At 58.7% G+C, this 25,457-nt stretch carries 27 protein-coding genes and 1 other RNA gene; 10 read left to right on the top strand and 18 right to left on the bottom strand.

Going from position 1 to position 25,457, the window contains the following annotated elements; translation table 11 throughout:
• Positions 1–23: 23 nt before the first annotated feature.
• The gene (locus KKW20_RS00765; protein ID WP_214565262.1) at positions 24–392 is read right to left on the bottom strand and encodes a helix-turn-helix domain-containing protein; all 369 of its coding nucleotides are present in this window, start codon (positions 390–392) and stop codon (positions 24–26) included.
• A 320-nt stretch (positions 393–712) separates the two neighbouring features.
• Here KKW20_RS00765 and KKW20_RS00760 point away from each other — a divergent pair, with 320 nt between their 5' ends.
• Positions 713–1,675, top strand: coding sequence for an NADPH:quinone oxidoreductase family protein (locus tag KKW20_RS00760; RefSeq protein WP_214565261.1), 963 nt, complete (start codon positions 713–715; stop codon positions 1,673–1,675).
• Positions 1,676–1,686: 11 nt separating this feature from the next.
• Here the strand turns inward: KKW20_RS00760 and KKW20_RS00755 are convergent, their stop codons facing one another.
• Positions 1,687–2,541 carry a LysR family transcriptional regulator gene (locus tag KKW20_RS00755; RefSeq protein WP_214565260.1) on the bottom strand — a complete coding sequence of 285 codons (855 nt, stop codon included), beginning with the start codon at positions 2,539–2,541 and terminating at the stop codon, positions 1,687–1,689.
• 124 nt (positions 2,542–2,665) lie between these two features.
• On the opposite strand from KKW20_RS00755, the gene KKW20_RS00750 reads away from it, so the two are divergent.
• From KKW20_RS00750 to KKW20_RS00740, 3 genes are all read left to right on the top strand, one after another.
• On the top strand, positions 2,666–2,878 hold the full coding sequence (locus tag KKW20_RS00750; RefSeq protein ID WP_246534373.1) for a DUF1127 domain-containing protein: 213 nt from the start codon (positions 2,666–2,668) through the stop codon (positions 2,876–2,878).
• 117 nt (positions 2,879–2,995) lie between these two features.
• Positions 2,996–3,769 (top strand): Bax inhibitor-1/YccA family protein, encoded by a 774-nt coding sequence (locus KKW20_RS00745; RefSeq protein ID WP_214565259.1) that lies wholly within the window; start codon positions 2,996–2,998, stop codon positions 3,767–3,769.
• A 76-nt stretch (positions 3,770–3,845) separates the two neighbouring features.
• A complete protein-coding gene (locus KKW20_RS00740) occupies positions 3,846–4,544 on the top strand; it encodes an SGNH/GDSL hydrolase family protein (RefSeq protein ID WP_246534412.1) in 699 nt (232 codons plus the stop codon).
• Positions 4,545–4,618: 74 nt separating this feature from the next.
• Here KKW20_RS00740 and rpmG read toward each other — a convergent pair whose 3' ends face one another.
• The 6 genes from rpmG to gatC all read right to left on the bottom strand — a co-directional run bounded on the left by rpmG (position 4,619) and on the right by gatC (position 8,627).
• Complete coding sequence (rpmG, locus tag KKW20_RS00735) at positions 4,619–4,786, bottom strand: 50S ribosomal protein L33 (RefSeq protein ID WP_058261865.1); 168 nt, start codon at positions 4,784–4,786, stop codon at positions 4,619–4,621.
• Between the two features lie 205 nt (positions 4,787–4,991).
• An RNA gene (gene rnpB, locus KKW20_RS00730) (RNase P RNA component class A) lies at positions 4,992–5,385 on the bottom strand.
• Positions 5,386–5,396: 11 nt separating this feature from the next.
• Entirely contained in the window at positions 5,397–6,089 is a 693-nt protein-coding gene (locus KKW20_RS00725) for an N-acetylmuramoyl-L-alanine amidase (protein WP_214565255.1), read from the bottom strand.
• Between the two features lies 1 nt (position 6,090).
• The gene (locus KKW20_RS00720; RefSeq protein ID WP_214565252.1) at positions 6,091–6,801 is read right to left on the bottom strand and encodes a hypothetical protein; all 711 of its coding nucleotides are present in this window, start codon (positions 6,799–6,801) and stop codon (positions 6,091–6,093) included.
• A 36-nt stretch (positions 6,802–6,837) separates the two neighbouring features.
• Entirely contained in the window at positions 6,838–8,325 is a 1,488-nt protein-coding gene (gene gatA, locus KKW20_RS00715; RefSeq protein WP_214565250.1) for an Asp-tRNA(Asn)/Glu-tRNA(Gln) amidotransferase subunit GatA, read from the bottom strand.
• Between the two features lie 14 nt (positions 8,326–8,339).
• Complete coding sequence (gatC, locus tag KKW20_RS00710) at positions 8,340–8,627, bottom strand: Asp-tRNA(Asn)/Glu-tRNA(Gln) amidotransferase subunit GatC (RefSeq protein ID WP_214565248.1); 288 nt, start codon at positions 8,625–8,627, stop codon at positions 8,340–8,342.
• A 191-nt stretch (positions 8,628–8,818) separates the two neighbouring features.
• Here gatC and KKW20_RS00705 point away from each other — a divergent pair, with 191 nt between their 5' ends.
• A complete protein-coding gene (locus KKW20_RS00705; protein ID WP_214565246.1) occupies positions 8,819–9,511 on the top strand; it encodes a metal-dependent hydrolase in 693 nt (230 codons plus the stop codon).
• A gap of 7 nt (positions 9,512–9,518) precedes the next feature.
• Here KKW20_RS00705 and KKW20_RS00700 read toward each other — a convergent pair whose 3' ends face one another.
• Together KKW20_RS00700 and KKW20_RS00695 are read right to left on the bottom strand one after the other, a co-directional pair.
• Positions 9,519–10,436, bottom strand: a complete 918-nt coding sequence (locus tag KKW20_RS00700) for an AEC family transporter (protein ID WP_214565244.1) — start codon at positions 10,434–10,436, stop codon at positions 9,519–9,521.
• 3 nt (positions 10,437–10,439) lie between these two features.
• On the bottom strand, positions 10,440–10,895 hold the full coding sequence (locus tag KKW20_RS00695) for a nucleoside deaminase (RefSeq protein WP_214565243.1): 456 nt from the start codon (positions 10,893–10,895) through the stop codon (positions 10,440–10,442).
• Between the two features lie 72 nt (positions 10,896–10,967).
• On the opposite strand from KKW20_RS00695, the gene KKW20_RS00690 reads away from it, so the two are divergent.
• Positions 10,968–12,173 carry a pseudouridine synthase gene (locus KKW20_RS00690; RefSeq protein WP_214565241.1) on the top strand — a complete coding sequence of 402 codons (1,206 nt, stop codon included), beginning with the start codon at positions 10,968–10,970 and terminating at the stop codon, positions 12,171–12,173.
• A 130-nt stretch (positions 12,174–12,303) separates the two neighbouring features.
• Here KKW20_RS00690 and xseA read toward each other — a convergent pair whose 3' ends face one another.
• A complete protein-coding gene (gene xseA / locus KKW20_RS00685) occupies positions 12,304–13,947 on the bottom strand; it encodes an exodeoxyribonuclease VII large subunit (RefSeq protein ID WP_214565239.1) in 1,644 nt (547 codons plus the stop codon).
• A gap of 178 nt (positions 13,948–14,125) precedes the next feature.
• On the opposite strand from xseA, the gene purD reads away from it, so the two are divergent.
• A complete protein-coding gene (gene purD, locus KKW20_RS00680; protein ID WP_214565237.1) occupies positions 14,126–15,388 on the top strand; it encodes a phosphoribosylamine--glycine ligase in 1,263 nt (420 codons plus the stop codon).
• A 165-nt stretch (positions 15,389–15,553) separates the two neighbouring features.
• Here the strand turns inward: purD and KKW20_RS00675 are convergent, their stop codons facing one another.
• Together KKW20_RS00675 and KKW20_RS00670 are read right to left on the bottom strand one after the other, a co-directional pair.
• Complete coding sequence (locus KKW20_RS00675; RefSeq protein WP_246534372.1) at positions 15,554–16,318, bottom strand: FG-GAP repeat domain-containing protein; 765 nt, start codon at positions 16,316–16,318, stop codon at positions 15,554–15,556.
• The gene (locus KKW20_RS00670) at positions 16,318–16,641 is read right to left on the bottom strand and encodes a 2Fe-2S iron-sulfur cluster-binding protein (RefSeq protein ID WP_214565235.1); all 324 of its coding nucleotides are present in this window, start codon (positions 16,639–16,641) and stop codon (positions 16,318–16,320) included. Before KKW20_RS00670 ends, KKW20_RS00675 begins: the two co-directional genes overlap by 1 nt.
• 319 nt (positions 16,642–16,960) lie before the next feature.
• Here KKW20_RS00670 and KKW20_RS00665 point away from each other — a divergent pair, with 319 nt between their 5' ends.
• The gene (locus KKW20_RS00665; protein WP_214565233.1) at positions 16,961–17,512 is read left to right on the top strand and encodes a peptidoglycan-binding domain-containing protein; all 552 of its coding nucleotides are present in this window, start codon (positions 16,961–16,963) and stop codon (positions 17,510–17,512) included.
• Positions 17,513–17,589: 77 nt separating this feature from the next.
• On the opposite strand, the gene KKW20_RS00660 is transcribed toward KKW20_RS00665, so the two are convergent.
• From KKW20_RS00660 to KKW20_RS00645, 4 genes are all read right to left on the bottom strand, one after another.
• Positions 17,590–17,937 (bottom strand): hypothetical protein, encoded by a 348-nt coding sequence (locus KKW20_RS00660; RefSeq protein ID WP_214565231.1) that lies wholly within the window; start codon positions 17,935–17,937, stop codon positions 17,590–17,592.
• A 98-nt stretch (positions 17,938–18,035) separates the two neighbouring features.
• A complete protein-coding gene (locus tag KKW20_RS00655) occupies positions 18,036–18,908 on the bottom strand; it encodes a 50S ribosomal protein L11 methyltransferase (RefSeq protein WP_214565229.1) in 873 nt (290 codons plus the stop codon).
• 282 nt (positions 18,909–19,190) lie between these two features.
• A complete protein-coding gene (msrA, locus tag KKW20_RS00650; protein ID WP_214565227.1) occupies positions 19,191–19,841 on the bottom strand; it encodes a peptide-methionine (S)-S-oxide reductase MsrA in 651 nt (216 codons plus the stop codon).
• Positions 19,842–19,872: 31 nt separating this feature from the next.
• On the bottom strand, positions 19,873–21,108 hold the full coding sequence (locus KKW20_RS00645) for an MFS transporter (RefSeq protein ID WP_214565225.1): 1,236 nt from the start codon (positions 21,106–21,108) through the stop codon (positions 19,873–19,875).
• Between the two features lie 147 nt (positions 21,109–21,255).
• Here KKW20_RS00645 and KKW20_RS00640 point away from each other — a divergent pair, with 147 nt between their 5' ends.
• Positions 21,256–22,329 carry a YeeE/YedE family protein gene (locus tag KKW20_RS00640; RefSeq protein WP_214565223.1) on the top strand — a complete coding sequence of 358 codons (1,074 nt, stop codon included), beginning with the start codon at positions 21,256–21,258 and terminating at the stop codon, positions 22,327–22,329.
• Between the two features lie 74 nt (positions 22,330–22,403).
• Positions 22,404–23,111 carry a copper homeostasis protein CutC gene (locus tag KKW20_RS00635; RefSeq protein WP_214565220.1) on the top strand — a complete coding sequence of 236 codons (708 nt, stop codon included), beginning with the start codon at positions 22,404–22,406 and terminating at the stop codon, positions 23,109–23,111.
• 100 nt (positions 23,112–23,211) lie between these two features.
• On the opposite strand, the gene KKW20_RS00630 is transcribed toward KKW20_RS00635, so the two are convergent.
• A complete protein-coding gene (locus KKW20_RS00630; protein WP_214566000.1) occupies positions 23,212–25,422 on the bottom strand; it encodes a primosomal protein N' in 2,211 nt (736 codons plus the stop codon).
• Positions 25,423–25,457 lie beyond the last annotated feature (35 nt).

The following is a 25,457-nucleotide window of genomic DNA, read 5'->3' as shown; positions in this document are numbered from 1 at the left end:
AGGCCAGACAAGCGGCGTCAAGATCATGCAGCGTCAGAAAGGACGCGGGCAAGTTCAAACAGACGACGGCGCTGGTTCTCGGGAATTGAGTAATAGCTGCGCACCAGTTCCAATGCTTCCTTATCTGCAAGGATGTCACTGGGCAGGTTCTGTTCGTTCTGGTCCGAATTCGAATGTTCCAAACCTTCGAAGTAGAACCCGATCGGCACGGACAATGCGGACGAGATGTCCCAAAGGCGCGATGCTGAAACCCGATTCATACCGGTTTCGTATTTTTGAATTTGCTGAAACTTGATACCAACTTTTTCAGCCAGCTGTTGTTGGGTCATACCAACCATCCAACGACGATGGCGGATACGCTTCCCGACGTGTACATCCACGGGATGTTTCATCAGCGTGCTCCTCGTTACTAAGATTGCGTGATCCCCACAAACCACGGCCGACGCCACAACCACAACCTGTCTTTTTGGGTAGTGAGAACAACTCACGGCGTTGTGACTGTCTATGTTTTCTTAGGAATACGGCATCAAGTACCGGATTTTTCTGCGATAAATGCCCATTGTGGAATGCAATCTAAGCGTGTTTTGCATTTTGCGAATCTTACGTGCCTGCGGTTGTACGCTCAAATGTGATCAAATTTGGCAGAGATCCGCCGATCCCCCTCGCACCACAGCGCCAATCCCGGTAATATCTCTCGAAAATAGGGGGCATTATGCGCGCAGTTCAGATCACCGATCATTCCGGCACACCCAAGTTGGCACAGATTGACAGACCAACGCCACAATCGGGAGAGGTGTTAGTTAACATTGCGGCCTGCGGGCTGAATTTCGCTGACCTTTTGATGTCACAGGGAAAATATCAAGAACGCCCGGCATTGCCGACGGTTTTGGGGATGGAGCCTGCGGGGCGGATTGAGGCGCTTGGTGCCGATGTCGAATCGCTGAGGCCGGGGGATCGGATCGCCGTGTTTTCAGGCCAAAACGGGCTGGCGGATTACGGTGTCTTTGCGGCCAATCGCTGTGTTCCTTTGCCGGACAACATGGATTTTATCGACGCCGCCGCCTTTCAAATCGCTTATGGCACCAGCCATGTCGCGCTGGACTATAAAGCCCGCCTGCAACCCGGGGAAACCCTGTTGGTTCTGGGGGCCGCCGGGGGGGTTGGCCTGACGGCGGTTGAGATCGGCAAACTGATGGGCGCCACGGTGATTGCCTGTGCGCGCGGCGCGGAAAAATTGGCAATTTGCAAAGAGGCCGGCGCCGACCATGTGATCGACAGCGAAACGCAAGATATACGAGAGGTTGTAAAATCGCTGGGCGGGGCGGATGTTGTCTATGACGCCGTGGGGGGCGATCAGTTTGAGGCGGCCTTTCGCGCCTGCAATCCAGACGCGCGGGCATTGCTGATTGGCTTCGCCAGCGGCAAGCTGCCACAAATCAAACCCAACCATATGCTGGTCAAAAACATCTCGGTGATTGGGCTTTATTGGGGGGCATATTTAAATTTCCGCCCCGAAGTGGTCACCGACAGCATGCGTCAATTGTTTGCTTGGTATGCGGCCGGAAAGCTGAAACCCCATGTCAGCCACACCCTGCCGCTGGATCAGGCGCTGGATGCGCTTGATCTTTTGCGCAGTCGGAAATCCACCGGCAAGGTTGTGGTGACGATGGGCTAAGACGCGCGCCGTTACAAATCCACATAGGCGGTGCGAATCATGGTCAGCAGGTCGTTGGACGCCTGATCAGACACGCTTTTGGCAACATAAAGATTCACGCTGGTTGTTTTCAGCTCTGGCAAGCTACCGCCATGGTCCACCACTTCAAGCTGGCTCGAGGTGGTGCCATCGATCACCGCATGGACGGCGAGGTCGGCCGACAGGGAGGCCTCGATTGTGCGGGTCGAATCACTTTCAACCGCCATTTCCCACGGGATATTGGCCGCGTCCAAGGCCTGTTGCACCCCGGCGCGGAAAATACAGCCATGTTCAAAGGCCAACCGCAGGGGGCGCACCTTATAGGCTTGTCCGCCCGGCGCACCGACCCAGACCAGGGGCAAACGTGTCAGGGTTTCGCCGTCGCCATCCACCGAATCCTCGGTGGTTAGGATGATGTCGCATTCGCCGCGCTTGAACATCGATTTCAACCGGCTTGTATAGGACGAGATCAGCTGGACCTTCATCCGCGGATATTCCGCATGGAAGGCTTTTAAGATCTTGGGGATCGCCGGATACACGACATCGGCAGGCACCCCCACCACGATCTCCCCCTCATAGGCATGATCGGTCAGCCGCGAGAACACTTCGTCATTCAGATGCAGCATCCGGCGCGCATAGCCCAGCAATTGCTCGCCATCCGCTGTCAGACTGACCCCACGCCCGGAGCGATCAAGCAGGGATCGGCCAAGGCTTTCCTCCAGCCGCTTCAGTTGCATCGACACGGCCGATTGGGTGAGGTTCAAAAGACCGGCGGCCCGTGTCACCCCGCCCGCATCCGCGACAGTGGCAAAGCTGCGCATTGCTGTCATGTCCAAATTTCTTGGCATATCACCCTCCGTGATGAATCAGCTCAAAAACATTCATTTTTTTTATTGATCGCATTCCTGCATAAAGATCAAGAATTGTGATGCTAGCGGGTCAAATGATCCGCTTCAAGAAAGGAGAGAGAAGATGACTGCAGTAATTTGTACCAATACACCGACCCACAAAATGAGCTTCTCGCCGCTCAACTGGATCGTGAACGCGCTGGACATCCGCCGTGAACGCAAGGCCCTGAGCGCCCTGAGTGATGCACAGCTTGACGATATCGGCCTGAGCCACGCCCAAGCCCAGCAAGAAGCCACCAAACCGATTTGGGATGTTCCATCTCATTGGGTGTGCTGAGCGCACAGCGCAAAATCCCGCGTATAACCCTTGAATAACCAGCCGTCCTTGCCAATATATGTGCAAAGGGCGGCTTTTTCATGAAAGCCGCCGCAACAGGTTTGCAGGAGGCTGAATATGGCTCAATTTGACACGATCCGCGCAGGTGCTGGCACACGCGCCGCGATTGACGAGGGTCTTCGCGCCCATATGAATAAAGTATATGGCACCATGTCGGTCGGTCTTTTGATCACCGCCTTGGCAAGCTGGGCGATTGCTGGCCTTGCGGTCACATCTGACCCATCGGGCGCCACCGCAATGATCCGCGAAGGTCAATATCTGACCGGCCTGGGGCAAGCGCTTTACGCCTCGCCGCTGAAATGGGTTGTGATGTTTGCGCCATTAGCGATGGTTTTTGCCTTTGGCGCTGCGATCGGCCGCCTGTCCGCCTCTGGTGCACAGCTGTTTTTCTACGCTTTTGCGGTTCTGATGGGCCTGTCGATCAGCTCGATCTTCCTGGTGTTCACCGGCGTCTCAATTGTGCAGACCTTCCTGATCACCGCAATCGCTTTTGCGGGCCTTAGCCTTTATGGCTACACCACCAAGCGTGATCTGGGGCCTTTGGGCACCTTCCTGATCATGGGTCTGATCGGCATTATCATTGCGTCGATTGTGAATATCTTCATCGGGTCCTCGATGATCCATTTTGCGATCTCTGTGCTGGGTGTGCTGATTTTTGCCGGCCTCACCGCCTATGACACGCAGAAGATCAAGAACGATTACATCGCGCATGCACATGCTATGGACAGCGAATGGCTGGCGAAATCGGCCATCATGGGGGCGTTGAACCTCTATCTCGATTTCATCAACCTGTTCATGTTCCTGCTTCAGTTCCTTGGCAACCGCGAGTGATCTGAACGGACACAAAAAATTCAAAAGGCCGGTCATTGCGACCGGCCTTTTTTTATGCTGATGTGGGTCCGTGTCTATGCTTCTTGAAATGCTCGCAAAACTCTTACTGATGCCGCTTTTGACGGCACAGGCGTTGCGCGCACGTAAAACAGCCACCGAATTGCCCGAACCGATTGGCCACCGGTCGGGCCTGTCGGGCAATGGCTCCACCCTGCGCCTGCTTATCGTCGGTGACAGCTCTGCGGCAGGTGTTGGGGCCAAACGCCAGTCCGAAGCCCTCTCCGGCCAGCTGGTGGGGGCACTCGCGTCTTCACACCGTGTCGAATGGCGGTTAATTGCCAAAACCGGGGCAACAACACGCTCTGCCTGCCCTTTGCTACGCGCACAAACCCCATCACAAATGGATGTGGCCCTTGTGGTGTTGGGGGTGAATGACATCACCAGCCAGATCCCGCTAGAGCGTCTGTTGCGCCTGCGCGCCGCCCTTTACGCGCATCTGCGCCACGAATGGGGCGTCAAACGCGTGATCGCAACCGGCATTCCGCCAATTGAAAAATTCCCACTGCTGCCCAACCCGCTGCGCTGGGTGCTCAGCCTTCAGGCCCACCGATATGACCGCGCGCTGTATCAACAAGCGCAAGAGCTGAATGTCGATTACATGCCCTTTGATGTGCCCCTGTCGCCTGAAATGATGGCTTCTGATGGCTTTCACCCCGGCCCCAACACCTATTACCTGATGGGTCAGCGCATCGCACAGCAAATCCTGCACAATTGATCGTGGCCCCGCCACGCCGAAACAAAAAAAGCCGCCCCAAATGGGACGGCCTTTTTTCGCAAAGTCAGCAGATCTTACTTGATCTTGCCTTCTTTATATTCGACGTGCTTGCGCACAACCGGGTCATACTTACGCACAACCATTTTCTCGGTCATGGTGCGTGCGTTTTTCTTGGTCACGTAGAAGTGGCCGGTATCCGCGGTCGAGTTCAGGCGGATTTTAATTGTGGTCGGTTTCGCCATGTTGCTAGCTCCTCATCGGGCACAACATGGCCCGGGTCAATCTTGAACCCGCCTTGTAGCGGTCCTGCCTGCCGAGTCAACCGCAAAGCCCGTGTTTTCACCACCACCCCTCTTTTTCTTGCCAAAAATATCTCGGGGTGAGCACGAAGTGCGAGGGGCAGCGCCCTTTTCGCGACAAATCACGGCATAAAAGAATCAAAAAGAATAACGCGGACGGCCTATAAGCCGGATTTTGTCTGGGTGTTACCACCCTCGATGACCATTCCTCTAGGATGCCTGTTACCAGACACCTCAAGCTGCCAACCCGAATCTGCAGGGGCCAAGGCAGCCCCGGAACTTGCGTTCCTAGCGATTCCTATTTGGCATTGCTCCCGGTGGGGCTTGCCGTGCCGCATTTGTTGCCAAACGCGCGGTGGGCTTTAACCCCACCGTTTCACCATTGCCCCTGACATGCGGGGGCTGTCTCTTCTCTGTGGCGCTGTCCCTTGGGTTTCCCCAGCCGGGCGTTACCCGGCACCGTTGCCTTATGGAGTCCGGACTTTCCTCGCGTCATAGGCAAGCATGCTCGCCCAGTAACCCGCGGCCATCCAGCCATCCGCGTTCGCATGACTTAGGTGATGTTCTGTGGGGGTTCAACTGGAAAGCGCGCGGCGAGATCCGCAAGGGTCGCCATGTCGGCATCTTGGACCGGGCCATCGCGCCACGGCGCAAAGCGTTGACGCAGGGCGTCCAGCACCGCCCCCTCGCCCTGGGTCATGTCATAGCCAAATCGGGTGGCCAGCGTGGCAAACTCCGTCTGGTCAGCCGTCTTTGTGCCCTCGGGCCAGATCGCCAAACCCTGAAGCGCCAACCGCGCCCAATCAAACTTGCGGCCCGGATCGGCCTTGCGGGTCGGGGCCATATCGCTGTGGCCAATCAGGCCTTCGGGGGCGATATTCCAGCGGGTCATAATGCCCGGCAACAGCGTCTCAAGCGCGGTCATTTGTGGTTCTGAAAACGGGGTTTGCCCGTCGTTATCAAGCTCAATCCCGATCGAGCGCGAGTTGATATCCGCCATCCCGCGCCACATCCCGGCGCCCGCATGCCACGCGCGCGCACTTTCCTCAACCATCTGATACACCTGTCCTTTTTTGCAGATCAGATAATGGGCAGAGACTTCGAATTCCTCAGAACAGAGCCGCGCGAGCGCCGAGGGCGCATCCGCCATGGCAGTGTAATGGATCACAATCAATGAGGGCAAAAGGCCATCCCGCCGTGGCCCAAAATTGGGCGACGGATGGGCAATGACGTCAGATGCCGTCATATTACTCGGTCGAGATGTTCAACGCGTCACCCGGAAGCGGATCCGTCGCGGGTGCAGCACCGGTGATGCCAATCGCCTGAAGATCCGCTGCGGTCACGCCATCTGCCGCAGGCGGCGGGGCAGCAACGACACGCGCATTGCGAAACGGCGCTGGGTTCCAGGCACAGGCAAAGCCATCCCCATCCGGGTCAATGCCATATTTGTCACGCTTCGGCCCGCCGGCGTTCAAAAACGCCTGCTGCGCCAGATCGGGCGAGCCATAGCGCAGGCAATTTCGATCAAACCGTTTTTGGCCGCCAAGCCCTATGCGTTTGTATTGCGACTGCCCAACAACATTGCTGGTGTTCAATGCATAGCTCACGATGGATGTGTGCGCGCCGCCCGGACGAGAGGGCAAAGCGGTCGGCTCAACCTGTTGATATTGCGCCTTATTTGCGGCGATTCGGGCAGCATCACTTTCAATTGTCTCGCGGGACGACACCGCCTGAAAATCCTGCTCATCAGAAATCCCAACCCCACCAGATGCGGTGGCAATTGGTGTCGCGGGGGCGTCCAAAGGTTGCGCGCTGACGGCGCTTCCTTCGATCATTGCAGAGAGGGGCGCGGATTGATCCACCGGTTTCGTCGGCAGATGGGCCGCACTGTCCGGCAGCGAGGTGTCGACACAGGCCGAAAGGCCCGCAATTGCAATCAAACCAACAAATCTACGCATATTCCGCCCCGTCTCTTTGTCTTGTTCAGATGAGGATTACCACCATTTGGTGGGTTTCGCCACAAAGCCCGCGCGGGCCTCGACCTCATGGGCGATATTCAGCAGATCGCCCTCTTCCCACGGACGCCCAATGAGCTGAAGCCCCAGCGGTAAGCCGTTGGCATCCTGACCCGCAGGGATCGAAATGCCGGGCAAGCCAGCCAAGTTCACCGTCACGGTGAAGACGTCATTAAGGTACATTTTCACCGGGTCCGCATCCGCCATTTCCCCCAGCCCAAAGGCCGCAGAGGGCGTCGCAGGCGTCAGGATCGCGTCAACGCCCGCGGCGAACACGTCGTCAAAGTCTTTCTTGATCAACGCACGCACGCGGCGGGCGCGGTTGTAATAGGCGTCGTAAAAGCCGGCGGACAGTACATATGTACCGACCATCACGCGGGTTTGCACCTCGTCGCCAAAGCCTTCGGCGCGGGTCTTGGCGTACATCTCGTCAATGCCGTCACCCGCTTCCAATTTGGCGCGGTGCCCGTATTTCACACCGTCGTAGCGGGCAAGGTTGCTTGATGCTTCAGCCGGTGCAATCACGTAGTAAGCTGGCAGCGCGTATTTGGTGTGTGGCAGCGAGATATCCACAATCTCCGCCCCCGCATCGCGCAACATCTCTGTCCCTTTGGTCCAAAGCGCTTCGATCTCTGCCGGGATGCCATCCATATGATATTCCTTGGGAATACCGATTTTCTTGCCCTTGATGTCGCCGGTCAGCATCGCCTCAAAGTTTGGCACAGCAAGATTGGCCGAGGTGCTGTCTTTGGCGTCAAAGCCGCACATTGCCTCAAGCATAATCGCCGCATCGCGCACCGATTTGGTCATTGGGCCGGCCTGGTCAAGCGAGCTTGCAAAGGCCACCACACCCCAACGCGAACAGCGCCCATAGGTGGGTTTGATGCCGGTGATGCCGGTGAAAGCAGCCGGTTGGCGAATGGATCCGCCGGTGTCGGTGCCGGTCGCGCCAAGGCACAGGTCAGCGGCCACGGCAGAGGCCGATCCGCCGGACGAGCCGCCCGGTGTCAGCGCCGTGTCTTCATTGCCGCGCCGCCACGGGTTCACCGCATTGCCATAACAGGATGTTTCATTTGACGAGCCCATGGCAAATTCATCCATGTTCAGCTTGCCGAGCATCACAGTGCCATTGTCCAAAAGGTTCTGCGACACGGTCGATTCGTATTCCGGCGTGAACCCCTCAAGGATCTTTGACGCCGCTTGGGATGGCACACCTTTGGTGCAAAAGAGGTCTTTGATGCCCAACGGAATGCCGCACATGTCAGGCGCGTCACCTGCTTTGATACGCACATCTGCTGCTGCGGCCTGCTGGCGGGCCAGATCGGGTGTGTTGTGCACAAATGCGCCCAGCGCACCGGCGCCTTCGATTTCCGAAAGACACGCATCTGTCAGCTCAGCCGAGGTCAAATCGCCCTTGCGCATGGCGTCGCGGGCATCTGCGATGGTCAGTTTGTTCAGTTCAGTCATTGTTCAACCACCCCTTATTCGACAACTTTTGGCACGGCGAAAAACCCTTCGCGCGCATCAGGTGCATTGGACAGGATTTTTTCCGGCATATTGCCATCCGTGACCACATCTTCGCGACGGAAAAGCCGCTGGGGCGATACGGATGTCATCGGTTCAACACCCTCAACATCCACTTCATTGAGTTGCTCAATAAAGCCGAGGATGGCGTTGAAATTTTCGGCCAGCGCCGGAAGACGGTCGTCTTCGACTTTGATGCGGGCCAGATGCGCAACCTTGCGCGCGGTTTCGATGTCGATCGACATGGGGGATGCTCCCATTGGATGTATGCGGATTGTGCGATGGATCGCCGGAATATTTGCCGACCCGTTTAGCCCTTGGGGGGCCAAGGGGCAAGCACCTCTGGGCATTTCGCCGGGGGACGGGGGCGTTTCGCGGGGTGACATGGCGGGTTTCACTGATACTCTGGTTCGGTGACAACCAAAGGGAGGCGAAAATGAAGATCATTTGGCTGGGGCATTCCGGGTTTCGGGTGGAAATTGAGGATGTGATCTTGCTGGTGGATCCGTGGCTGACGGGCAATCCGATGTTTCCTGAACACAAACGGGCCGAGGCCATCGCGGGTGCCACCCATGTGCTGTTGACCCACGGGCATGGCGATCACGCGGGCGACGCGGTTGAGGTTTGCCGTGAATTGGACATCCCCTGCATCGGGATTTACGACCTGATGAGCTATTGGGAAACCAAACATGAGATCGCCACCGCGGGCTTTAACAAGGGCGGCACGGTGTCTTTGGGCGCAGCAAAAGTGACAATGGTCAACGCCGCGCACAGCTCGTCCATCGCCGGGGCAAACGGCCCAATGTATGCGGGCGGTGAGGTTGGGTTTATGATCGCAGGCGAAGGCCATGTGATTTACCTGTCCGGCGACACCGACATTATGGCGGATATGGATTGGATGGGCGATGTGCATCAGCCCGACATTGGCATCCTCTGTGCGGGTGGACATTTCACCATGGACATGGCGCGGGCGGCTTATGCGGCCAAACGGTATTTCAACTTCAAGACCGTGATCCCCTGTCATTATCGCACCTTCCCCGTGCTGGAACAAAGCGCCGAGGTGCTGCGCGATGGGTTGCCGGGCGTGGATGTGGTGGAGCCAGACGTGTTAGAGGCGATTGAAATCTAACCGAACTTTAAGGCAACAGCCAGATCGCGGCCATGGGCAACCAGATCAAAGCCAACAGCGTTTGCCAGGTCATCACATCCGCATAAAGATCCGCGTCCCCCCCCATTTGCCGCGCCACCACATAGCCATTGGTGGCGGCGGGCACGCCAAAGACAAAGATCCCGGCAAGGGTCTGTTCGGGCGTCAGGCCAAAGATCGGCGCCATCAGCAACAAAAGCCCGCTCGAAAGACCGGGGCGCAAAACCAGCCCCAGCACGGTGCGCCAATGTGGCAAAAGCAAACGCCGCAGGGAAATCCCCGCGCCAATCGCCAGAATGCCCACGCCAAGCGCCGCACGGCCAATAAGTTCCAGCGTGTCATCAATGGGTTTCGGGATCTCACTGCCGGTGAAATTGATCACAAGCCCCAGCACCCCGCCCTGCACCAGCGGGTTTTTCACAATCCCCAGCAGAACCTTCTTGACCGAGGCCTCACTCGGACCAAAGGCGGACAGGATTGACACGTTTACGATATTCAACGGCGCCACCAAAACCGCCATCGCCAAGGCGATCAACGCGGTGCCTTCCGGCCCTAAAAACAGCTCCGCTGCGGCCAAACCAACAAACCCATTCCACCGGCTGGTGGACTGAAACAACGTGGTGAACGGCGGGTTGGGCAGCACATGTTTTGGCAACAAGCGCAGCGCAAAAGCAACCGCCGAAATGCCCGCCACCGTCGCAACCAAGGTCAACACAAATGGGCCGACCCCAGCCCCCGCAAAATCCACCTTTGAGATCAGGCGCAACAAGATCACCGGGATCAGCAACCGAAACGACAGGGTTTCAATCGCCGGCCAATCGGCCTTTGGAATCATATTGGCCGCCACCAGCACATAGCCGGTCAGCAACGTCAGTAAGATCGGCAGAATTGCCAGCGCCAAATCCATGCCTTACCCCCGCATCGCTTTGAAAAAATCACTGAGCAACGCCGCCGCCTCATCCTCGCCAATGCCGTCATACACCTCTGGCACATGGTGGCATTGCGGGTGGGCAAAGATACGCGGCCCCTGGGCCACACCGCCAGATTTGGGATCCGCAGCACCGTAATAAAGCCGCCGAATGCGCGCGGCGGAAATCACCGTGGCGCACATCGGGCAAGGCTCCAACGTCACATAAAGATCGTGGTTTCGCAGGCGCTCTGAGCCAACTGCGGCACAGGCCGCCCGGATCGCCAATACCTCGGCATGGGCCGTTGGATCATTCAGCTCGCGGGTGCGGTTGCCCGCCGCGGCCAGGATCTGCCCATCCGGGGCCACAACCACCGCGCCCACAGGCACTTCGCCGCGCAAAGCTGCCGCGCGTGCTTGGGCCATGGCGGCCTTCATATAGGGTGACGCAGTGTTCATATCGCCTTGATGACCTGCAATTGGGTGAATGCCAAGCCTTTCCCTTTTGCCCCGCGCGCGCTATGGCGGGGTATGACCAAAGATACACGCAAATCCGCCCGCCCTGCTCGGCCACCTGCCAAGCGCGCATCGCAGCGCCCAAACCCGAGCCAGACGGAAAACACAAAAGACCCCGCAAAAGGGGATCGCATCGCCAAGGTTCTGGCGCGTGCGGGTGTGGCCAGTCGTCGGGATGCGGAACGGATGATCGAGGCGGGCCGCGTGGCGGTGAATGGCGCGGTGATCACCAGCCCGGCGCTGAATGTGACCAATAAAGACGAGATTTTGGTCGACGACGTGCCGCTTGCCGACCCCGAACCCCCGCGCCTGTGGCTTTATCACAAGCCCACCGGTTTGGTGACATCGGCCCGCGACGAAAAGGGCCGCGACACGGTTTTTGACGCGCTGCCAGAGGATCTTCCGCGGGTGATGAGCGTGGGGCGCCTGGATCTGAACTCCGAAGGGCTGCTGTTGCTGACCAATGATGGCGAGCTTAAGCGCAAGCTGGAGCTGCCCTCAACCGGGTGGACCCGCAAATACCGCGTGCGTGTGAACGGCAAACCCCATGATGAAATGATGGCGCCGGTGCGCAAAGGCATCACCATCGACGGCGAGCGGTTTCAACCGATGTCCGTGTCCATTGACCGTCAACAGGGCGCCAACGCCTGGCTGACCGTGGCGCTGAAAGAGGGCAAGAACCGCGAAATTCGCCGCGCGATGGAGGCGGTGGGCCTGTCCGTGAACCGCCTGATGCGCATCAGCTATGGCCCGTTCCAATTGGGCACCTTGGCCGCTGGCGAAGTTGAAGAATTGCGCCCGCGCGTATTGCGCGACCAGCTTGGTTTGGATCTGGACCGCAAAATGCCCGTGCGCAAGCGGGCCGGTGGGCCAGACACCCCCGGCGGAAAAACCGCAGATGCCCCCCGGCCCGTTACAGGGCGCGGCAAAGCGGGTGGTAAGCTTGGTGGTCCCCTCTCCGGGCGTGCTGGCGGCAAAGCCGATCCCGCAGCGGGTCAGAAACCCGGTGGGAAATCTGGCGCAAAAGCGGCCTCGAAACCCGCATCGAAACCACGCGCCCGCAAGGGGCCGTTGATCGACGAATGGGATGCGCCAACCGGGCGCGGCAAACCCACATCTCGTGGCAAGCCGCCCTCTCGCGGGAAACCATCTGGGCGTGGTTCGGGTGGCGGTGGCCGTTCGGGTGGCGGCGCGGCTGGTGGACATAAGCCAAAGCGATAGCACCCATTGATCGAATGAAATCAAGGCGCGGCCGCGTTTCCTGAGAAATCTGAATCACCTAACGCTGCCTGAAATCAAATATTTCAACGCATTAAGTGATCCTGAAGAACTCAATTCTTCAGGAAACGCTCTAAAACAGCGACCCCTGTTCAGGTCCGGGTTTTGGCGCCTTTTTCTTTGCGGGTTTTTGGGCGGGTTTATGGGCGGGCTTTTTCGGCGATTTGACCGCGGTCTTTTCCGCATTTTTATCAGCGGGCACATCCGCAGAGCGCGCGTCAACGGGGCCTCCGTCCACCATCATGCGGCCATCCGAAAACTCGATCTCAAGCACAGCGGCGGCACGGGCGTCGGCCCGACCTGTCACCACGTTCCCATCACCACGCACCACCGCATAACCGCGTTTCAATGTCTCGGTATAACCCAAGGTTTGGCGCATCCGCTCCAGCCCGCTCAGCCGGTCGCGGTGCCGGGACACATTGCCCTCATAGGCGCGCGTCAAACGCGTGGTCAGCTCGGCCACGTCACGGCTTTGCCCGGCCATATCCGCGGTGATCCGATCCGCAGACAGCCGCCCCGCCAGCTTGTCAAAATCACGCCGCACCTGAGCCGTGCCACGCCCCAACGCGGGGCCAAGCCGGGTCGTAAGGGTGGCCAGCTCTTTGTTTCGCTGCGCCAACGTCCCGGTCAAAACCTTTGGCCGAAGCCCCGCAGACGCCTGAGACAATTGAACTTTTCGAATTTGCGTCACATTGCGCAGCGCGTTTGGCAATTGATCCCCCAAGCGATCAAACCGTTGACGCGGCCCATCCAACAGCGTGTCCGGGCGCGGCAAAGCCCGCGACAGATCACGCAGACGTTGGCCGCGTTGCGTGACCCCTTGGCCCACAGCGCGTGACAAGCGCGCGCCGGCCTCATCCACCCAGGCCATCAGTTCCAGCCGCACAGGCACGGCGTGTTCAGCGGCGGCGGTTGGGGTCGGTGCGCGCAGATCAGACACAAAGTCGATCAACGTGGTGTCGGTTTCATGCCCCACGGCCGAGATGATTGGGATCTGGGACGCGGCTGTCGCACGGGCCACGTTTTCCTCATTAAACCCCCAAAGGTCTTCGATTGAACCGCCGCCGCGCGCCACAATAATCAGATCGGGGCGTGGCATCGACCCACCGGGGGTCAGCGCGTTGAACCCTTGGATCGCGCGGGTGACTTCGGGGGCGCAGGCGGCCCCCTGAACGGCAACTGGCCAGATCAAAACCTTGCGCGGAAAGCGGTCGCGCAGACGGTGCAGAATATCGCGGATTACCGCCCCCGAAGGCGAGGTGATCACGCCGATGATCTCTGGCAAAAACGGGATTTTCTGTTTGCGCGCCTCGTCAAACAGGCCTTCACCCGCCAGTTTTTTCTTGCGTTTTTCGAGCATGGCCATCAGCGCGCCTTCGCCGGCAACCACAACCTCGTCAACATTCATGTTGTATTTTGATTGGGCGCCAAAGGCGGTGAGCTTGCCGGTGACAATCACCTCCATGCCCTCTTCTGGTTGCACGGAAAGTTTCGCCGCCTGGCCTTTCCATGTGGTGCAACCCAGTACGTTTCCGTCGTCCTTCACGTCGTAATACAAATGACCCGAGCGGGCTTTGAACACGCGCCCCACCTCGCCGCGCACCCGGATGCGCCCAAAGGCCCCCTCGATGGTTTTCTTCACCGCGCCCGAGATTTCGGCCACGGAATATTCAGGCGTGTTCTGGCCGGGATTGGGGTCGTCGATCAGGTCAGACATGGGGCGCTCGGTGCTTATGAAGGTTTCGGAAACTGTAGTCGGCGCCGTGCAGAAGGCCAAGGCCTTGCCGAGACATTGCGCATTATTTCTACGACCATTCGGCGGCCAACAGACTTGTTTCCAACGGCTTTGATCGTTATGCCCCACCCCATATCAGACCGGATATCAGGGGACCAACATGAACATTCTCATTCTCGGCAGCGGCGGGCGCGAACATGCGTTGGCTTGGGCGGTTAAACAGAACCCGAAATGCGATCGGTTGATCTGTGCGCCGGGCAATGCGGGCATGGATGCGATTGCGGAATGTGCGTCGATTGATATTGAGAACGGCGGGGCTGTGGTTGAGTTTGCGCAGGAAAACAGCGTGGATTTTGTCATCGTAGGTCCCGAGGCCCCCTTGGCAAATGGCGTGGCGGATCGGCTGCGCGAGGCGGGCATCAAGGTATTTGGGCCCTCGGCTGCGGCGGCCCGGTTGGAAGCGTCAAAATCCTTCACCAAAGAGATTTGCGATGCCTCTGGCGCGCCCACGGCGGGCTACGGCCATTTCACCGATGCGGATGCCGCCAAGGCACATATCCGCGCAAATGGTGCGCCGATTGTGGTTAAAGCCGACGGGCTGGCCGCGGGCAAAGGCGTGATTGTTGCGATGACAGAAGCCGAAGCGCTCGACGCCATCGACGATATGTTCGGCGGGGCCTTTGGGGGTGCCGGGGCCGAGGTGGTGATCGAAGAGTTCATGGAAGGCGAAGAGGCGTCTTATTTCGTCCTGTGTGACGGGAAAACCGCTCTGCCGATCGGCACAGCGCAGGACCACAAGCGCGTGGGCGAAGGCGACACCGGGCCAAATACGGGCGGCATGGGGGCCTATTCGCCGGCGCCCGTTCTGACCGATGAGATTGCGCAAAAGGCGATGGATGAGATCGTGAACCCAACCGTGGCCGAAATGGCCAAACGCGGCACGCCGTATCAGGGTGTGCTTTATGTGGGTCTGATGATCAAAGACGGGCAACCGCGTCTGGTGGAATACAACGTCCGTTTTGGCGACCCGGAATGTCAGGTCTTGATGATGCGTCTGGGTGCACAAGCGCTGGATCTTTTGTTGGCCTGTGCGGAAGAACGTTTGGACGAGGCACAGGTGAACTGGGCCGATGATCACGCAATTACAGTGGTTTACGCCGCGAAAGGCTATCCGGGGGCGTATGAGAAGGGCACCGTGATTGGCGGGCTGGACAGCACACAAGAAGACAGCAAGAACATGGTCTTTCACGCGGGCACCAAAGCGGTTGACGGGAAGATCACCGCAACCGGCGGGCGGGTTTTGAACGTGACCGCGCGCGGGAACACTTTGGCTGAAGCACAAGAACGTGCCTATGCGATGGTGGATGGGATCAATTGGCCGGACGGATTTTACCGCAAAGACATCGGCTGGCGCGCGCTGTAAGATCACGCTCGCTAAATCACAGAAACCCGCGTCTTTTGGCGTGGGTTTTTTGTGTTTTGGTCTGGTGTTCGACTGCGTTCTGGGTGGATTTTATCGCAAGTAAGGGGCGCTGCCCCTCGCGCTTTGCGCTCACCCTGGGATATTTATGACAAGAAAAAAGGGCCGTCAGCTGTCGCAAGCCAAATGTGCGTTCAGGCTGGGAGGGCCGTTGAAGAGCGCAATTGCTTTGCTGGTCAGGGTGTTTCCCGACAGGCGTGTCGCCATGATGTTTTGCCATGCTGCGTCCACGGTGATGATCTCTGGGCCTTGCCCACAATCGCGGAGGCCGCTGGTGATGAAACCATCCCCGATGCGGTGATTGGTCAAGCCAGATTTGGAGGCGATTTCAGACAGGCGCGGTGCGCCCTTGTGACGATCCAAACGCCAGACACGCAGGGTTTTCGCCAGATGTGGCCGGTCGATATAGGCAAGGTCGACCCAGCCATCGCCGTCGAAATCTGCGGCGCCGATTGGGGCCAACCACCGGTTCGCCCTGCCAATAAAGGGCGTGGCCACGTAAAGCCCATCCTGGTCATAAACCGACAGGCGCGCGCCCAGCTTGGCATCGCTTTCGACCACTGCAACAAGCGTCATGCCGTCTTCATCACGGAAAATCCGCGGGGCGAGGTCTTCGAATACGCGGGTTTGCGGCAGTCGGATCAACCGCGTTTCAACCACCGCGCTGTCGCAGCCAAAGCATGCGTCGATGGTCAGTTCAAGCGCGCCCCATTCCACGTTATCCCCCAACACACCGTGGGCGTACCGCGTGGTGGGTTCAGAAAACTCCGCCTTGGTGATCTGATCGGGCGGGGTTGCCGAGACGGGGGGCGCCAAGAGCGCAAAGGCACAGGCGCAGATCACGCCCAGCACACGCCCCACCACCGCCGTCATCAGATTTGTTTTTCGGGCATATGCACCACAAGACCGTCCAGCGCGTCGGTGACTTTCACCTGACAGGTCAGACGCGAGCGGGCCGCATCGGGTTCAAACGCGAAATCGAGCATGTCGGTTTCCATCGCATCTTTGGCCGGGATTTTTTCCACCCAAGCCTCATCCACATAAACGTGGCAGGTGGAACAGGCACAGGCCCCGCCGCAATCGGCTTCGATCCCGGGAATGTTGTTGTCGCGCGCGCCTTCCATCACGGTCAGCCCATTGGCCACATCGACGGTGTGCTCGGTGCCGTTATGCTCGATATAGGTAATCTTTGCCATCTGGCTCTCTCCATCCATTTGCTTGAGGCATATCTAATGCGTTTTCCCCGCGATCCGATACACAAAAATAGGCTGATCTAGGGTTCACGGCGCATATAAACCGTGGCGCGCGATTTTGCGACCCCCTCCTGGGGTTTCTACCGAGGGGGCATGGTCAAAAGACCTCATATTTCAGTGAAATCGCGGGGTTTGGCGGCTTATCGCCAGTTTCCATCGGCCGGGGCTAGGCCCGCTGGGGTAAACAGGGTAACCTTTCGCAAAACACACCACATAAGGCGCCTGCGGGTGCAATCCGGTCAACGACAACAAACGAGCAGACATGAAACGCGTATTCATCCCATCCTTCCTTGGGTCTCTTGTTGGGCTTGGCCTTATGGCCTGCACCCCGCAGGCCGATGTGACAAAGGTGCCCGAAGGGGCGACCTTGATGGCCCCCGGCGACCGGCCTGATGGCGGGCGCGACGGGGCGTGTTACGGCAAAGACGTCACCCCCGCCGTGATTGAAACCGTCACCGAAAGCAAACAAGTGACCCCGGCGGTTTTTGCCCCGGATGGCGCGACAATCATCACCCCACCGCAGTATGAAACCGTGACCAAACAGGTGATCGCCGCGGGCGGAGAGGTCTATTATTTCGAAGTCCCCTGCCCGGATGCGATGACGCCCGAATTTGTGGCCTCGGTCCAGCGCGCGCTTGCCGCCCGCGGGGCGTTTGACGGGCCAGTCTCCGGCGTGATGGATGGGCAAACCCGCACGGCCATTCGCGCCTTTCAGCTGCCTGCATTCAACAGTGAAATTCTGACGCTAGAAACCGCCCGAAAACTTGGATTGGTCGCCTTTGCGCCACCGCCAATCTATGAAAACCAAGGCTGAGAAACGCCAAAACCCCTTTGGCCGATAAGACCAACGGGGTTTCAGAAAACAGAAGAAGGACGACCTCTTCTCTATGCTTAAAAGAGCGTTTTGACTTGCTTTGAAATCCAGATCGAAATGGGATCTGCGGTCATGACCCAAGCACCGACCTTTTCCGCCGACGATCCCGCGGCCAGCTTGGCCACACGGTCATCATAGGTGGCGGCCCCCAGCTGAATCATCAAGCCGGCTTTGAAGACAAGAAAAAGCGCAAGTACAATCGCAAGGCCCCTGAGCGGAAACTGCCGGCGCGCGACGCGGCGCGTCTTGGGGACGAGAATACCATCGCGTTCCACCATTTGCACATACCCGCGCGACATTTTGCGGTGGCGCTTTTCGATCAAGCGCATGCGCTTGCTGAATTTGACGTAGTTGGCATCGGCCATCTTCGTACCCTCATGTTGGCCCCCACCAACAAAATCTATGAACCTGTATATCAAAATATGGCAATTACAGCGAGGAAACGAACTGTTTCCGCCTTAGTTTAGTCAGATTTCGTTAAAATCAGCGTGGTCCAGTCAACAATCTCTTCCCGATTGACCAGATTAAACCCATTTTCGGAATAAGTGGCGATGACCTCATCGGCTTGTGGATTCAGGATTCCAGACAGAATCGCATAGCCACCAGTGCGAATCGATGCCCCCATGTCCGGTGCCAATCCAATCAATGGCCCCTTAAGGATATTGGCAAACACCAGATCAAACGGGGCCGCATCCCTGAGCGTTGGGGCATCAAAACCAGCCGCTTCCACACAGATCACCCGATTTTCAAGCCCGTTGGCCGCCACATTTGTACGCGCCACATCCACCGCCACGTCGTCGATGTCAGACACAATCACCGGGTTGGGCCAAATCTTGGCCGCCGCCATGCCAAGCACCGCCGTGCCACAGCCGATGTCCGCAACCTTTTCGCCCACAAACCCTTCGCTCGCCAAGCGGTCAAGCGCGCGCAGACAGCCCAGCGTGGTGCCGTGATGCCCGGTGCCAAAGGCCATCGCCGCCTCAATCAGCAGGCCGATTTTATCGTCAGGCAGCTGATCGGCGTCATGTGAGCCATAGACAAAAAACTGCCCCGCCTCGACCGGCGCCAATTCGCGACGCACATGGGCCACCCAATCGGTTTCGGGCAATTCTTCGATGGTGAACGTGGTTGCGCCATGCATCGCGGACAAAAGCGCAAGGCCGGCCTGATCTGGCGCTTCGGTGAAATAGCCGCTCACCTCCCACCGGTCGCAATCCTCTTCGATCTCAAACACGCCAACGCCAGTTGGTTCAGGGATCAGGGTCTCCATCGCTTCGCCAAGGGCCTCAGCGGCGGATTGACCTTTAAGGGTGGTAAGCGCGGTCCAGGTGGGCATGATCGGTCCTTTCAGAGGTTAAAAAGGGCCTAGCGGGCGACGCGGAAAGGGTCAAGCGTTCCTGAGCATCTGGCAATCAACCAACTTGGGCGTGCCTTGGCTATCATCAGGTGCCTCCGGCGGGGATATTTATAGAAAGAGGAAAAGAGCCGCGCGTTGCCTTCCTCTTTCTAAAAATATCCCCGCCGGAGGCAAGAGGTTCGCCGAGCGAAGCGAGGCCACCGCCCCCAAAGGCCAAAGCCACCGCGTGGGTTGGTCTTTGGGGGCCCGTTTTGCTGTGGGTCAAGCGCCGGTGCCGATCGGACAGGTCACACCCGTGCCACCAATCCCGCAATAACCGGTCGGATTTTTCGACAGGTATTGCTGGTGATAGGCTTCTGCGGGGTAAAACTCGTCCACCAGTTTAATCTCGGTTGTGATCGGGCCAAACCCCTGCGCGGCCAGACGCGGGCCGAATTCGGCGGCCGAGGCGCGGGCGGCGTCAAGCTGTGCCTGATCGGTGGCGTAGATGGCCGAGCGATATTGCGTGCCCGTGTCATTGCCCTGACGCATCCCTTGGGTCGGGTCATGGTTTTCCCAAAATACCTTCAGCAGCGCATCAAAGCTGGTTTTCGACGGGTCATAGACCACGCGCACCGCTTCGGTATGGCCGGTTTGGCCTGTGCAGACCTCTTCATAGGTGGGGTGGGTGGAATATCCGCCTGCGTTACCGACCATGGTCAGCCAAACGCCGGGCTGTTGCCAGAAAATCCGTTCCACGCCCCAGTAACAGCCCATGCCAAACACGGCGACTTCGAACCCATCTGGTACGTTCATTGTCAGATCATTGCCAAAGACATGGTGCACCGCCGGTGTCAGCACAGAGGATTGGCGGCCGGCAAGCGCATCCTCTTGTGTCACCAAGGTTGATTTCTTCGATTTACCAAAAAGCATCGCGGAGCCTCCATTTGGGAAGAATTTGGGGTTACTCGGCCAGCTGCGCAAGGGGGCGGGCAAACACGGTCTCGTGACCTTTTTCCGGGTGGCGTGGGATCATCAGCGCAAGGGCAAGCGAGACGCAGGCCATAGCGGCAGCAAACCCAAACACCGCGCCGGGTGACACCACCCAAAGATAGCCCAGAAGAACCGGCAGGAACACGGCCGCGATATGGTTGATGGTAAAGGCCACCGCCGCTGTGGGCGCGATGTCTTGTGGGTCGGCGATTTTCTGAAAATATGTTTTCAGTGCAAAAGCCAGCGCAAAGAACAGGTGATCAATCACATAAAGGGCCGCGGCGAGCACCACCCCCCAACCAAAGAAGTAGATCCCACCATAGGCGAGGAACACGCCGATCAACCCGATATATTCAAATGTCAGCGCGCGCCGCTCCCCCCATTTCGCCACCGCTTTGCCCATCAAAGGGGCAAAAATCATATTGGCCACATAGTTGATCAAGAACAGCGCGGTAACTTCATGCACCTCAAACCCAAAGCGTTCGACCATCATAAAGGCGGCAAAGACTGTGAAAATCTGGCGTCGGGCACCGGCCATGAATTGCAGCGCATAGTAAAGCCAGTAGCGTTTTCGCAGCACAAAGGTTTTCAGCTGTGGTTCCGGGCTTTCAAACTTTGGGTAAGCAAACCAGCAAAACACCGCGATCGCCACAGTTAGCCCACCGGATACCAGATAAACACTGTTATAGCTCAGTTCTAACGTCTTCCACGTCAGCACCAACAGCCCGTAAGCCAGCAGCGAAGCGCCCGACCCAACCGCTGTGATCCAGCCCAGCATTTGCGGCGCGCGGCCCTTTTTGATCCACTGCAGCTGCAGCGATTGGTTCACAGTTTCATAATAGTGAAAGCCAACCGAACTTAGCATCGTGATAATCAGGATGCCCGAAAACGATGGAAACCATGCGGTCACCGCCGTGGAGGCGCCCAGCAACACCAAGGCCCCGACCGCCAGCGTCTGTTCACGCATCAGCATAATCAGCGCGATTACCCCAATGGCCAGAAAACCGGGAATTTCACGCACCGTATGCAGCCAACCGATTTCCACACCGGTAAACCCCGCCTCGCCGATCACAAAGTTATTCAGCAGCGCAAGCCAGGTTGAAAACGCAAGCGGCATCGCCGCCGTCATCAACAACAGTAAAAAAACCGGGCGTCGCCAAAACGGCAGCACGCGCGCCTCATCAAGGGTCAGGATCGTATGTCTCATCCTTTCGCCTTACGCCTGTTTAATACTTAACACCAACAGAAAACACATTCACTTAACACAATACCTATATGATATAGGTCAAGGCGCGCCCTAACGCACGCAGCCATAGTGCCCCGCAAACCACACAACCCCGCCCGAGGAGCCCTTATGGATATTGTCCCTCTGATTGAACGCATCGGCGAAAGCCCAACCGGGGCGCTTTTTGGTCTGATCACCGGGATTGTCTTTGGCATCGCCGCCCAGCGCTCGCGGTTTTGTCTGCGGGCGGCAACAGTGGAATTTGCCCGGCGAACGATGTCAAATTCCGTCGCCATCTGGCTCTTGACCTTCTCAACCGCGCTTGTCTGGGTGCAGGGGGCGGCCCTGTTGGGGCTTTTGCGCACAGAAGACGCACGGATGATGGCCGTAACCGGAAGCTGGTCTGGGGCGATCATTGGCGGGTTGATCTTTGGTGTTGGCATGGTGCTGGCCCGCGGTTGCTCTGGTCGGCTGCTGGTGCTCGCCGCCACCGGCAATCTGCGATCCGTCATGTCAGGCATGTTGATGGCAATTGTCGCGCAGATGAGCCTGCATGGGTATCTCGCTGATTTCCGCACCTATCTGGCCTCGCTTTGGATGACAAAAGGCGGCACCAATGTGAACCTGCTCACGCTGTTGGGCCTGCCAGAGTGGTTTGGCTTTGCGATGGGTTTGGGGATTGCGGTGCTGGCACTTTACCTTGCAAAGCGGTCCAATCTGGGGGCCAAACGGTTGGTCTTTGGCTCGGGCGTGGGGTTTGCCGTGGCTTTGGGTTGGGTGCTGACCTTTCAACTGTCGCAATCCGCCTTTGATCCGGTCACCGTGACATCCGCCACCTTCACCGGGCCGTCAGCCAATACATTGATGTTTTTCCTGATCCCCGATCCCGTCCTGGATTTTGACGTGGGCCTGATCCCCGGCGTGGTCATCGGCGCCTTTTCTGCCAGCTACCTGGCGGGAGAGTTCAAATTCCAGGGATATGAGGGCGAGGCCGTCATGCGCCGCTCCATGACCGGGGCCATTATGATGGGCTTTGGCGGGATGCTCGCGGGCGGCTGTGCCATTGGCGCGGGCGTGACAGGCGGGTCAATCTTTGTTGCCACCGCTTGGCTGGCCCTGCTGTGCATGTGGATCGGCGCAATGGCCACCGATTACCTGATCGACCAACCCAAAGGTGGCGGCGTCCCGCAACCGGCGCAGTAACCCCAGAGCAACCGCAAAGAATTTCTTGCCTTGGCATCCCATCCACGCTCACATCCCCCACAAAGGGGATCAAGATGCTTGAGGTTTGCGTGGATACATTGGCCGGGGTTATGGCCGCGATGAATGGTGGCGCCAGACGGGTAGAACTCTGTTCGTCGTTGTCTGAAGGCGGGCTGACCCCCTCGGCTGGATTGATGCACGCCGCCGCCACCTTGCCCATCCCCTGTTACGCGATGATCCGTCCGCGCTGCGGGGTGTTTCACTTCTCTGACGCTGAGGCAGAGATCATGCTCGCCGATATTGCCACCGCACGCGCGGCCGGGTTGGCAGGGGTGGTCCTTGGCGCCCAAGCCGACGATGACGCGTTAAACCTGCCGCTGCTCTGCAAACTAACCCGCGCCGCTGGCCCCCTTGGCAAGACATTGCACCGGGTGATCGACGTGGTGCCCGCCCCTTTGTTGGCGCTGGACCAGGCGGTTTCATTGGGTTTTGATCGCGTGCTGAGCTCAGGCTCAAAGCCCACTGCCCCCGAAGGCACCGCGATGATCAAACGGATGGTGACGCGCGCGGGTGGCGCATTGTCAGTCATGCCCGGCTGTGGGTTGACCGCCGAAAACGTCGCCGATGTGATGCGCCAAACCGGCGCTTACGAGGCGCATGCCGCCTGCAACCTCCCCGCCGCAGGAGATCACGCCTTCTCAGACTTCGACCCACCCGGCGGACGATTTGAAACCTCTGAGACTGAAGTAAGGCGGATGGTCCGGCAAATACCCCACACGTAGACGCACACCCCACGCCTTTTTCCTCTTTCTACAAATATCCTGGGGTGAGCGAACTTGCTTCGCGAGGGGCAAAGCCCCTCCTTTTCCTGATGATCGACCCTCAATAAAAACTCTGCGGATCAATATCGACCTGAATGCGCAAATCGCCTTTGACCGGAAATTGCGTCAACCATTTGCGAATGGCGGCCTGAATTGGCGCGGATTTCTCAGCTTTGATCAATAAACGCACCCGGTGGCGGCCGCGCACGCGCGCAATCGGGGCGGGGGCCGGCCCAAAGACCTGCGCGCCAATGTCACGCAGCGGCCCATCGCGCCGCGCCATGTCGGACCCAAGATCAAATGCCGCTTGCACGTCAGGGCTTGAGATCACGATCCCCGCGAGCCGACCATAAGGCGGCACGCCCGCATGGTGACGCTCGCCCGCTTCTGCGCGCCAAAACTTCTCTTCATCGCCCGACAGGATCGCGCGAATGACCGGGTGTTCTGGCTGGAAGGTCTGCAAAAGCGCCGTGCCCCGCGCCTCAGACCGCCCCGCCCGTCCCGCCACTTGGCGGATCAATTGAAACGAGCGTTCGGCCGCGCGCAAATCAGACCCTTGCAGGCCCAAATCGGCGTCGATCACACCGACCAACGTCAGATGCGGAAAATTATGCCCTTTGGCGACCAACTGCGTGCCGATGATAATGTCAGCCTCCCCCGCCGCAATGCGTTCAATCTCGGCCTTCAGCGCGCGGGCAGAGCCGAACAGATCGGACGACAGCACCGCGATGCGCGCGTCGGGAAAACTGGTCGTGACCTCTTCGGCCAGACGTTCCACACCGGGGCCAACCGGGGCCATTTTCCCCTCGACCTCACAGTCTGGGCAGACCTCTGGCATCGGTTTGGTTTCACCGCATTGATGACAGACCAGACGCTTTTGGAACCGATGCTCCACCATGCGCGCATCACAATGATCACAGCCCACTTGGTGCCCACAGGCTCGGCAAATCGTCACCGGGGCATAGCCACGCCGGTTGATGAACAAGAGCGATTGTTCGCCCTTCGCAATCCGCGCAGTGATGGCGGATTTCAGCGTGGGCGAAATCCAGGAATTCGACGGCAGATCCTCGGTGCGCATGTCAATTGCACGCATATCGGGCAGCACAGCGGGGCCATATCGGCTGGTCAATTCGATGCGTTTGTATTTCCCGGCTTCGCAATTGGCCCATGTTTCCAGTGACGGGGTGGCAGAGGCCAGCACCACTTGTGCATCCACAATTGAGGCACGCAAAACGGCCATGTCGCGGGCGGAATAGAGCACGCCGTCTTCCTGTTTATAGGAATTGTCATGTTCCTCATCGACGATGATCAGACCCAGATCGCGGAATGGCAGAAAAAGGGCGGAGCGCGCGCCGACCACAAGCTGCGCCTCTCCCTCGCCGATCATGCGCCAACAGCGGCGGCGTTCCGTCATGGTCACGCCGGAATGCCATTCGGCGGGCCGCGCGCCAAAACGTTCTTCGACCCGTTTCAGGAACTCTGATGTCAGCGCAATCTCAGGCAGCAGCACCAGCGCTTGGCGCCCCTTGCGCAGGCACGCCGCCACCGCCTCCATATAGACTTCGGTTTTGCCAGATCCTGTGACGCCGCGCAAAAGTGTGGTCCCGTAGCGGCCCGATTTCACCGCGTCCGTCAGCTGTCGCGCCGCCACACCCTGATCTTCGGTCAGGGTTTTGCCCGGCTTCAGCGGGTCCAGAAATGGGTAGGGCATGTCACGCGGCGCGTCCTCTTCGCGCAACGCGCCCAGTTTGACCAAGCCCTTCACCACAGAGCCAGACACATCCGCCAGACCCGCCAGTTCGGTTTGCGTAAACGCCGCCCCCGGATTGTCATCCATCGCCGCAATCACCTTGGCACGCGCATCGGTCAGACGGTTGGGGCGAAACCCGGTGGCGCGCAGCACCTTGCGCATCGAGGGCGGATCCATCAGCCCCGGCGCACGGGTCGCCAGCCGCAGCATGTGGTTCATCGGTGTGATGGTGTAATCGCCCACACGGGTCAGAAAATCCGCCATTTCCCCGCGCATGGGCGCCACATCCAGCACCTTGTTCACGGCGCGCAACTTGGCGGCATCAAAGCCTGTCTCGCCCGGTCCCCAGATGACGCCCAACACTTTGCGCGGCCCCAAGGGCGCTTCGACGTAATCGCCCTGCACACAGCCACCCTCAGGTGCTTTATAAGTCAGGATGCGGTCCAGCGGCTGGGTGGTCATCACAGCCACCCGTTCACCCGCGCCAAATCGGCGCGCGACATCGGACCCGGCATTGGACATTTTCATTTGGCGCGCAGGCATCCGGGGTCTCAGCT

Origin of the sequence: Aliiroseovarius lamellibrachiae (assembly GCF_018599245.1) — a bacterium.
In the GTDB taxonomy this organism is placed as follows: Bacteria; Pseudomonadota; Alphaproteobacteria; order Rhodobacterales; family Rhodobacteraceae; genus Aliiroseovarius; species Aliiroseovarius lamellibrachiae.
Note: the sequence above shows the minus strand (reverse complement) of the source record. Positions and strands in the feature narration are given on the sequence as shown.

Bases quoted from the DNA above. Each gene is read 5' to 3' on its own strand.
- xseA (WP_214565239.1), bottom strand. From the start codon at position 13,947: ATGTCTGACCTGATCGACGACCCCAATCCCGGCCAGAACACGCCTGAA.
- KKW20_RS00760 (WP_214565261.1), top strand. From the start codon at position 713: ATGCGCGCAGTTCAGATCACCGATCATTCCGGCACACCCAAGTTGGCA.
- KKW20_RS00645 (WP_214565225.1), bottom strand. From the start codon at position 21,108: ATGAGACATACGATCCTGACCCTTGATGAGGCGCGCGTGCTGCCGTTT.
- gatA (WP_214565250.1), bottom strand. From the start codon at position 8,325: ATGACTGAACTGAACAAACTGACCATCGCAGATGCCCGCGACGCCATG.
- KKW20_RS00670 (WP_214565235.1), bottom strand. From the start codon at position 16,641: ATGGCAAAGATTACCTATATCGAGCATAACGGCACCGAGCACACCGTC.
- msrA (WP_214565227.1), bottom strand. From the start codon at position 19,841: ATGCTTTTTGGTAAATCGAAGAAATCAACCTTGGTGACACAAGAGGAT.
- KKW20_RS00700 (WP_214565244.1), bottom strand. From the start codon at position 10,436: ATGGATTTGGCGCTGGCAATTCTGCCGATCTTACTGACGTTGCTGACC.
- KKW20_RS00705 (WP_214565246.1), top strand. From the start codon at position 8,819: ATGAAGATCATTTGGCTGGGGCATTCCGGGTTTCGGGTGGAAATTGAG.
- KKW20_RS00665 (WP_214565233.1), top strand. From the start codon at position 16,961: ATGAAACGCGTATTCATCCCATCCTTCCTTGGGTCTCTTGTTGGGCTT.
- KKW20_RS00630 (WP_214566000.1), bottom strand. From the start codon at position 25,422: ATGTCCAATGCCGGGTCCGATGTCGCGCGCCGATTTGGCGCGGGTGAA.
- KKW20_RS00690 (WP_214565241.1), top strand. From the start codon at position 10,968: ATGACCAAAGATACACGCAAATCCGCCCGCCCTGCTCGGCCACCTGCC.
- KKW20_RS00720 (WP_214565252.1), bottom strand. From the start codon at position 6,801: ATGCGTAGATTTGTTGGTTTGATTGCAATTGCGGGCCTTTCGGCCTGT.
- purD (WP_214565237.1), top strand. From the start codon at position 14,126: ATGAACATTCTCATTCTCGGCAGCGGCGGGCGCGAACATGCGTTGGCT.
- KKW20_RS00725 (WP_214565255.1), bottom strand. From the start codon at position 6,089: ATGACGGCATCTGACGTCATTGCCCATCCGTCGCCCAATTTTGGGCCA.
- KKW20_RS00740 (WP_246534412.1), top strand. From the start codon at position 3,846: ATGCTTCTTGAAATGCTCGCAAAACTCTTACTGATGCCGCTTTTGACG.
- KKW20_RS00655 (WP_214565229.1), bottom strand. From the start codon at position 18,908: ATGCCCACCTGGACCGCGCTTACCACCCTTAAAGGTCAATCCGCCGCT.
- KKW20_RS00660 (WP_214565231.1), bottom strand. From the start codon at position 17,937: ATGGCCGATGCCAACTACGTCAAATTCAGCAAGCGCATGCGCTTGATC.
- KKW20_RS00640 (WP_214565223.1), top strand. From the start codon at position 21,256: ATGGATATTGTCCCTCTGATTGAACGCATCGGCGAAAGCCCAACCGGG.
- KKW20_RS00635 (WP_214565220.1), top strand. From the start codon at position 22,404: ATGCTTGAGGTTTGCGTGGATACATTGGCCGGGGTTATGGCCGCGATG.
- KKW20_RS00675 (WP_246534372.1), bottom strand. From the start codon at position 16,318: ATGACGGCGGTGGTGGGGCGTGTGCTGGGCGTGATCTGCGCCTGTGCC.
- KKW20_RS00750 (WP_246534373.1), top strand. From the start codon at position 2,666: ATGACTGCAGTAATTTGTACCAATACACCGACCCACAAAATGAGCTTC.
- KKW20_RS00695 (WP_214565243.1), bottom strand. From the start codon at position 10,895: ATGAACACTGCGTCACCCTATATGAAGGCCGCCATGGCCCAAGCACGC.
- rpmG (WP_058261865.1), bottom strand. From the start codon at position 4,786: ATGGCGAAACCGACCACAATTAAAATCCGCCTGAACTCGACCGCGGAT.
- gatC (WP_214565248.1), bottom strand. From the start codon at position 8,627: ATGTCGATCGACATCGAAACCGCGCGCAAGGTTGCGCATCTGGCCCGC.
- KKW20_RS00745 (WP_214565259.1), top strand. From the start codon at position 2,996: ATGGCTCAATTTGACACGATCCGCGCAGGTGCTGGCACACGCGCCGCG.
- KKW20_RS00755 (WP_214565260.1), bottom strand. From the start codon at position 2,541: ATGCCAAGAAATTTGGACATGACAGCAATGCGCAGCTTTGCCACTGTC.
- KKW20_RS00765 (WP_214565262.1), bottom strand. From the start codon at position 392: ATGAAACATCCCGTGGATGTACACGTCGGGAAGCGTATCCGCCATCGT.